Origin of the sequence: Pseudarthrobacter sp. B4EP4b (assembly GCF_006680095.1) — a bacterium.
GTDB lineage: Bacteria > Actinomycetota > Actinomycetes > Actinomycetales > Micrococcaceae > Arthrobacter.
The window spans coordinates 1-6,435 of sequence record NZ_VHIJ01000068.1 but is presented as its reverse complement, the minus strand read 5'-3'; the positions used below and the strand labels follow the sequence as shown (position 1 = coordinate 6,435).

7 protein-coding genes and 1 pseudogene are annotated in these 6,435 nt (G+C 64.8%); 6 read left to right on the top strand and 2 right to left on the bottom strand.

Annotated elements, in window-relative coordinates:
- Positions 1-368: 368 nt before the first annotated feature.
- The gene (locus FNL14_RS21045) at positions 369-986 is read left to right on the top strand and encodes a uracil-DNA glycosylase (protein ID WP_050057302.1); all 618 of its coding nucleotides are present in this window, start codon (positions 369-371) and stop codon (positions 984-986) included.
- Positions 987-999: 13 nt separating this feature from the next.
- Entirely contained in the window at positions 1,000-1,932 is a 933-nt protein-coding gene (locus tag FNL14_RS21040; RefSeq protein WP_142064223.1) for a hypothetical protein, read from the top strand.
- A gap of 6 nt (positions 1,933-1,938) precedes the next feature.
- On the opposite strand, the gene FNL14_RS21035 is transcribed toward FNL14_RS21040, so the two are convergent.
- The gene (locus tag FNL14_RS21035) at positions 1,939-3,201 is read right to left on the bottom strand and encodes a type II toxin-antitoxin system HipA family toxin (RefSeq protein ID WP_142064220.1); all 1,263 of its coding nucleotides are present in this window, start codon (positions 3,199-3,201) and stop codon (positions 1,939-1,941) included.
- Positions 3,198-3,509 (bottom strand): type II toxin-antitoxin system Y4mF family antitoxin, encoded by a 312-nt coding sequence (locus FNL14_RS21030; RefSeq protein ID WP_255470952.1) that lies wholly within the window; start codon positions 3,507-3,509, stop codon positions 3,198-3,200. The genes FNL14_RS21035 and FNL14_RS21030 overlap by 4 nt, the downstream gene beginning before the upstream one ends.
- 292 nt (positions 3,510-3,801) lie before the next feature.
- Here FNL14_RS21030 and FNL14_RS21025 point away from each other — a divergent pair, with 292 nt between their 5' ends.
- The 4 genes and pseudogenes from FNL14_RS21025 to aspA all read left to right on the top strand — a co-directional run.
- Positions 3,802-4,437: a DedA family protein gene (locus FNL14_RS21025; RefSeq protein ID WP_142064217.1), complete on the top strand. Its 636-nt coding sequence runs from the start codon at positions 3,802-3,804 to the stop codon at positions 4,435-4,437.
- Positions 4,438-4,479: 42 nt separating this feature from the next.
- The gene (locus FNL14_RS21020) at positions 4,480-5,187 is read left to right on the top strand and encodes a FadR/GntR family transcriptional regulator (protein ID WP_142064214.1); all 708 of its coding nucleotides are present in this window, start codon (positions 4,480-4,482) and stop codon (positions 5,185-5,187) included.
- 24 nt (positions 5,188-5,211) lie between these two features.
- Positions 5,212-6,276 carry an asparaginase gene (locus FNL14_RS21015; protein ID WP_142064211.1) on the top strand — a complete coding sequence of 355 codons (1,065 nt, stop codon included), beginning with the start codon at positions 5,212-5,214 and terminating at the stop codon, positions 6,274-6,276.
- Positions 6,277-6,282: 6 nt separating this feature from the next.
- Positions 6,283-6,435: pseudogene (gene aspA, locus FNL14_RS23705) on the top strand (aspartate ammonia-lyase); the annotation flags it as partial.

The following is a 6,435-nucleotide window of genomic DNA, read 5'->3' as shown; positions in this document are numbered from 1 at the left end:
CGAAACCTGCAACCACACCAAAGAAACACCAGGCTGGGCCGCAAAGACAATCACCCGGCCAGGACAGAGGCACTCAGTCGAAACAAGGACACCCACGGGCCACACCTACCGCTCCACTGCACCACCGCTGCCGGGGACAGCCTTCCCAGGAGTTGTGGCCGTACCTGCCAAGGAGTCCTCCCGCCGTCGTCGGAGATTGAGGCGCCGGATGAAGGCCCTCAAACGTGCCCATAAGATGCGGTCCTGGGTGTGAGCGCATGGTATCCAGCAGAAGGGAGACAGAACTTCCCCTGCCCACCCTCAAGCCCGGAAGCGTAGAGTGGCCTAAGACGCCTGTTTCTGGACGCCTTGCTGCTGAGGGAGAAATCGTGACGATTGATTGGGACGAAAAGAAAGCCCTGCTACAGGAACCGAACATCGCGAAGGTAACCCAGCTTTGCGACGAACTGATGGAAAAGAAGCCGGGCTCAACCGTCCCCTACATCGACCCGGTTCACGACGAGGATGAATGCCGGATAGTCAGCCTGCAGGTAAGCCCGGGAAAGGGCACCGAGTCCGGCTTCGTCTCGCACTACAACGATGACGAAGCCGCCCGCCGCGCCACCCAGATCTACGAGCTTGCTGAGCTCGATTCCCGCTACGTTATGCCTTGGAACGCCTACCCGTGGGTCCGTGACCCGGGGATGCCATCGGCATTGAGCGTGCAGGAAAAGACAGACGGCCTGCGACCCTTCCGCCAGTTCCTCAAGATCAACTCGCGGGTATCGGCCATCATCGCCCATGGCACGGACGCCGCCACCTTCCTCACTCTGTTCGAAAAGACCTACCACTCATCGCTGAAGAACAGCGGCATCAAGGTTTACAAGGCCACGGCCCTCGGGGGCCGGGCCTTTGCTGTCTCCGAAGCCAAACAGGAAGAGCTGCTGGCCAAGAACGTGGAGATCTACAAGGACGCCATGCAGCGGGCAGGGATCCAGCACCTCTGAACGGACAGCGCCAATGGATGTGCTCGATTGGCTGCTCGACGGCGATCCCGCCATCCGCTGGCAGGTCCTGCGTGACCTGGCGGATGCTTCGGCTGAGGACGTTCAGGCAGAGCGGGAGCGCATTGCCGCCGAAGGCTGGGCAGCCAGGCTTTTGGCGCTTCAGGGCACGGACGGTCAATGGGCCGGCGGCACGTACTGGCCCGCCGCCGATGACGATCCCGACGGCCAACCGTGGACGGCGACCACGTACAGCCTGTTACTCCTGAGGGACTTTGGCTTGGATCCCGAGAGCCGGGACGCCCGGCATGCCATCGAACTGGTCCGTGACAACAGCCGCTGGGAGGAAGGCAACCAACTCTTCTTCGAGGGCGAAGTCGAACCCTGCATCAACGGCATGACGGTGGCATTGGGCGCCTACTTCGGACGGAACGTGGACAAGGTCGCGGAGCGGCTAACCCGCGAACAGCTGCCCGACGGCGGCTGGAACTGCGAAGCCGAACGAGGGTCCACCAGCTCGTCCTTCCACACCACCATCTGCGTCCTTGAGGGGCTTCTTGAATATGAGCGGGCCACTGGGGGAACACCTGAATCCCGCAAGGCCCGGCGTGGTGGGGAAGAATACCTGCTGGAGCGTGGGTTGCTGCGACGCAGATCCAGCCGTGAACTTATCAGCAGTGACTGGCTGCGGTTTTCCTACCCCACCCGCTGGTTCTACGACGTCCTCCGCGGGCTGGACTACTTCCGGGCCGCCGGCGGCACCCCGGACAAACGGATGGACGAGGCCATCGAAGCCGTGAGGTCCAAGGCGCAGCCGGACGGCCGGTGGCTGCTGGAGAACACCCACCCCGGCAAGGTCCACTTCGAGCTGGAAGACGGAGATGGACAACCAAGCCGGTGGAACACCCTCCGGGCCTTGCGCGTGCTTCGGTGGTACGAATCCGGCTGAGACCGCTCAGCCTTCCATCAGCCTGCGGCGGTGCTTCAACTCCTTGACCCACGCCCTGGTGACCGGGTCAGGAAAGGGCGAGCCGCCGTCGTCGTTAGCTTTTGTCCCGGCTCCCTTCAATGCACGGAAAGCCGTCCCTGATTCCAGATCGGCGATCAGGGGGCCCGACGCCTTCAGGGCGATCTCGACTACGTGGGCGGCCGCGCGGTCGGTCAGTCCCAGCGCCGAGGCCCAGCCGAGGAACTGGCGGCGTGAGATCCCGGACCGCTTTCCGCCAAGGGTCAGGGCAAGGGTTTTATCGCCGTAAACCACAGTGGAGGGAATGTCGTACACGGGTGCGATGGTCCACTCGCCGTGTGGCTGTTGAACCATCGATACGTTCTTTGCGTGCAGGTCTCCGTTGCCGGTCAGCCAGGCGTAGGCCCCTTGGATTGCCAGGTTCCGGAGCGCGGGAAGCGGCGCCGAGCAGTGGTCCGCGAGGGCGTGGCAAACCTGGCCGTACCCCACGTTGTACTTATCCGCCGGGTAAAGCTTCAGCACCTGGGCCCCGTCCTCCACCGCGAGACGCTGCACGTCGCCGGGCCCGTTATCCGGAGATATGACAGGTCCGGGGACGCGGTCAAAGCGCTCAACCAGCAGTCCGGGCCGGCCGGCAACATCACGGATCAGCTGGACGGGGCTGAGCGGGATCCGAAGCTTCGCGGCGTAGCGGAACATCACGAACTCGTTCTCCACCACATGCGGGAACTCGGGTGCGTTGAGTTTGAGGATGTATTGGCGTCCCGTACTCGCCACAGGAACCGAAATCATTCCGGCGGAGAGCTTGTCCTGCACCCCCGCCAGGGCCACGGGATCTATGAGGTCCGGATCGCCCAGCAGCTGGTCGAAGTCCAAAATGAGCTGCGGATCCAGCTGGACCGCATGTTCGTCCCGGTTCAAGGATTCCCCATGCCCCACAATCTGGACATCTCCTACCGGATTGCCGCCGGCAGCGATCAGCAGGGACAGGTCATCGTCCGCACTGGTCTTAATGGAACGCCGCAGCGCGTTGAGGCGGCGGCCCTCCGGCAGCAGGCCGGTGAAATACGGTGGGGCTGCTCCAGCACCCGAGAGTACAGGTCCGCTGGTCAGCGGCAGTGAGGTGGCGACGGCGGGACCACCGCTTTGCAGGTAGGCGGGCAGATAGCTGAACTTGGTTCCGCCGTCGTGCCGTTCGAGCCGTGCGGCGAGGACTCCCGCTTTATAGATGTCCGCGATGCGGTGCCTCACGGCCTGTCCGCTCCTGGGCCTTCCGCGGCTCCACCCCTGGCGGCGGCGTGGGTGCGGGTGACCAGTTGGAGCTCCAGGCCGAGCGTGTCCAGCAATGCCAGGAGTGAGTCGAGCTGAACACTCGGTTTGCCCTGTTCCACGAACCGGACGAACCGCTCAGACACTCCGGCCAGCTGGGCGAGATCGTGCTGCGTCAGCCGTAGGACGGCGCGGCGCGCACGGACTTCGGCCGCAAGGTGATCGGAAAAGGACGGTTTGATGGCAAACCTTTCTAGGCACGAACGTTCCGGTTGGCACTTTTCCCACACTCTACCGCCGCGCAGGCGCGAAAAACAGGGACCGTATCGGCACGATCGTGCCGGGCGGGTACGGATAGATTGCAGGCGACGTCGGCACCGTTCCGGCCCTTTGCAGCTGAATAACGGGAAATCCGAACTACCAGCGACTTTTCAGGAGCAAGTGGGCATACTCGTAGGTACCTGACCGGCGAAAGACCAGTTGAACCTTGACGTCCCATCCCAAACGTTCCCCACAGCCAGCATCCCCAGCGGAGGCTGCAGCCGCCGTATTGCCCCGGCTCCTGAAGGCTGATCTCCTGCCATGACAGGATTTATTGATGGCCTCCTGAACATCAGCCCGCTGGTGGCGTACATTGCGGTCTTCTGCCTGGTATTTGCCGAGGACGCATTCTTCATCGGATTCGTCATTCCAGGCGAGACGGCGGCCGTCCTGGGCGGAGTGGTAGCGAGCCGGGGCGAGGTCCAGCTGGGCATCATGATGGTCCTCGTGGTCGGCGCCGCCATCGTTGGCGACAGCGTCGGCTATGAGGTGGGCAAGCATCTGGGCACGCGCATCATGAGGGCAAAGGCGCTGCGCCGCCATTCCGGGAGGCTCGAGAACGCCCAGGACTTCCTCCGCCGCAGGGGCGGTTCCGCAGTTTTCCTGGGCCGATTCACCGCCTTCTTCCGGGCTGTTATGCCCGCCCTGGCCGGCACGTCGCGAATGCCCTACGGCCGGTTCCTCGCTTACAACGCAGCGGGCGGGATTGTCTGGGGCATCGGCTTCGTCCTGCTGGGTTTCCTCGCGGGCACTTCCTACGAGGCCGTCGCCAAGGCAGCCGGCCGGGACCTCGCCGTCGTCGTTGCCATAGTGGCGGTAGCAGCCCTCATCGCATGGCACGTCCGCTCCCGACGGCGGCGGGAGCGGCGGCGTGCGGCCGGCCGGCGGCAGGAATAGGGAAGGCTTGACAGCAACTGTGACCAGTGCCATATTTAAGGCGTGAACCTGTCAGACAGCCGGACAGCAGGACAGCCTGCATCCCTTCCGCTCGCACGGCTTAGTGCTGCCGAAGCAGTGTTCAACGCTATCCGCCAGGACATCGAGTCCGGACGGCTGACAGTGGGCAGCAAGCTCAGTTCGGAAGCCACGCTTTCCCAGCAGTACGGCGTTAGCCGTTCGGTGATCCGGGAGGCGCTGCGCTCCTGCACCGCGCTGGGTCTCACGGTGACCAAAACGGGCAGGGGAACCTTCGTGGTCGCCAACAAGGTGGCCAATGATCTCACTCTGGGCCAGTATTCGGCCCGGGACCTGACCGAGGCGCGTCCGCATATTGAGGTTCCCGCAGCCGGGCTGGCCGCAGAGCGCCGCAACGACGACGAGCTCGAAACCCTCCGGGACATCGTTGCCGCAATGGCCACGGAAACCGATCCGGAGTCCTGGGTTGCCCTGGACTCGAGCTTCCACGCCGCCATTGCCCGCGCCAGCGGCAACAAGGTATTCGCCAGCGTCGTGGCTGACATCCGCGACGCCCTGGCCCACCAGTCCGAGACACTGAACATGGTGGCCGACCGGCAGCACGCCTCGGATGTGGAACACCAGGAGATCCTGGCCGCCATCGAGGCCGGTTCCGCCGAAAAAGCGCGTGCCGCCATGGCCCGCCACCTTCAGGCCGTGGGCCTCGCCCTCGACTCCATTCTCAGCAACTAACCACAACAAGCCTCCAAGGACCCCATGCCCTCCCCCGTGTTTTCCGCTGCCCACACTGCCGTTTTGCTTCCCACGCACGAGCCCCTGGTTGCAGCCGTCCGTGACGGCCTCGTGGAAAGCGTGCACTATGGATCGGCGATCGCTGTTGCGGCAGACGGTTCAACGGTGGCCTCCGCGGGCGATCCCCTCACCCCGTTTTATCCCCGGTCCTCGCTCAAGCCACTTCAGGCCGTCGCCATGGTACGCGCCGGGCTCGACTTGCCGGCGGACCTCCTGGCCCTGGCCGCGGCCAGCCATTCCGGCGCGGCAGAGCACCGCGATGGGGCGCTGCGCATCCTCGAGCTGCACGGCCTGAGCGTCAATGACTTTGAGAACAGCTTGGACCTGCCGTACGGCGTGGCCGAGCGTGAAGAATGGTTGCGGAACGGCGGCGGGGCCACCCAGCTCACCCAGAACTGCTCCGGCAAGCACGCAGCCATGGCCGCGACCTGCCTGATCAACGGCTGGCCGGTCCGGGGCTACCTGGATCCCTCCCACCCGTTGCAGCAGCTGGTTGCCGGGACGGTCCTCGAGCTCACCGGTGAGGAGCCCTTCGCGCTCAGCACCGACGGCTGCGGCACGCCGCTCTTTGCCCTGACGCTGCGCGGCATGGCCCGCGCCTTCGGCCGCATCGCCCACGCTGCCGCGGACGCCCTGGCCGGAGACGACGACGGCGGGCCGGCTTTCCAAAGTGCGGAAGCCGCCGTCGGACTCGCCATGCAGCGCCACCCCGAAATGGTGGCCGGGGAAGGTCGCGACGTCACCGGACTGATGCGCCTGCTTCCGGGCTCTGTGGCCAAGGACGGCTTCGAAGGCGTGCAGCTGGTGGGCCTGGCAGATGGCAGCGCCGTTGCCGTGAAGATTTCCGACGGCGGCGACCGTGCCCGCATGCCAGCCACCGTGAAACTCCTTGAGGCCATCGGCGTGGACGTCGAGCCGCTCTCGGCGATCGCAACCTCCCCGGTTGTCGGCGGTGGCCGTCAAGTGGGCCTGCTGCAGGCAACCGACTTCCTGAACCAACCGTCCGTACCCGTCAACGAAGCCCTGTAAGGACACATGACTACCATCGAAACCGCCGTAAACACCGCAGCAACCGGTGTCCGGTCTGAGCATGATTTGCTGGGGGACCGGGATGTTCCGGCCGGGGCGTACTGGGGTGTGCACACGCTCCGGGCCGTGGAGAACTTTCCCATCACGGGGCAGAAGTTG